Genomic DNA, 813 nt, shown 5'->3' with positions numbered 1-813 from the left:
GTCGCCGGTCGGCTCAAGCACCTGCCCGCGTCACCCTACGACACAACATCTGGTGTGGTCGTGAACTGACCGGAGACCCGCACACCCACACAAACCGCGAAGAAGCCACTAAACTACGCCGCAAAGCGCCGTAAAATGTTTCGGGTCGAAGACATTCCCTATATCCCGCGCCCAGCGAAACCAACGCCGAGGGATCGACCGTTATCACGAGCTGAGGTTAAACGCCTACTTCTTGCTGCAAAAAATGTGCCACACCTATATATTGCCCTGCTTTTGATGCTTGGAACCGCTGGCCGAGCAACCGCTATACTCGAGCTCACTTGGGATCGAGTGGACTTCCATAAATGGACAATCGATCTACGGGTCAAGTCATCGGGACCCAAAAAGGGTCGAGCAACAGTTCCTATGAATCCCGGTCTCAGGCGTGCTCTGTTGGAGTGGAAAGAAACATCCGATACAAATGCTGTCGTAACATTTAATGGGTCGCCCATAAAATCGATCAAAACAGCTTTCAACACTGCTATCAATAATGCAAATCTGGACAATGTTAGACAACATGATCTTCGGCATACTGCCGCTGTCTGGATGCTCGAAGGTGACTCATCCATTCAGCGGATCAGCCAATACCTTGGTCATTCATCACTCGACCAAACGTTCAAAGTGTATGCTCGATATCAGCCTGGATTTCTCAAAGCCGAAGCCAATTCTTGGCTTCTTCGCGGTTTGTGTGGGTGTGCGGGTCTCCGGTCAGTTCACGACCACACCAGATGTTGTGTCGTAGGGTGACGCGGGCAGGTGCTTGAGCCGACCGGC

Annotated in this window: 1 protein-coding gene; it reads left to right on the top strand. The window is 52.0% G+C overall.

The window, feature by feature from the left end; all coding sequences use genetic code 11:
• The first annotated feature begins 135 nt into the window (after positions 1 to 135).
• Entirely contained in the window at positions 136 to 786 is a 651-nt protein-coding gene (locus tag V8352_RS22090) for a site-specific integrase (RefSeq protein WP_442971088.1), read from the top strand.
• Positions 787 to 813 lie beyond the last annotated feature (27 nt).

This window comes from Roseovarius sp. D0-M9, assembly GCF_037083805.1.
Classification (GTDB): domain Bacteria; phylum Pseudomonadota; class Alphaproteobacteria; order Rhodobacterales; family Rhodobacteraceae; genus Roseovarius.
Note: the sequence above shows the minus strand (reverse complement) of the source record. Positions and strands in the feature narration are given on the sequence as shown.

Bases quoted from the DNA above. Each gene is read 5' to 3' on its own strand.
- V8352_RS22090 (WP_442971088.1), top strand. From the start codon at position 136: ATGTTTCGGGTCGAAGACATTCCCTATATCCCGCGCCCAGCGAAACCA.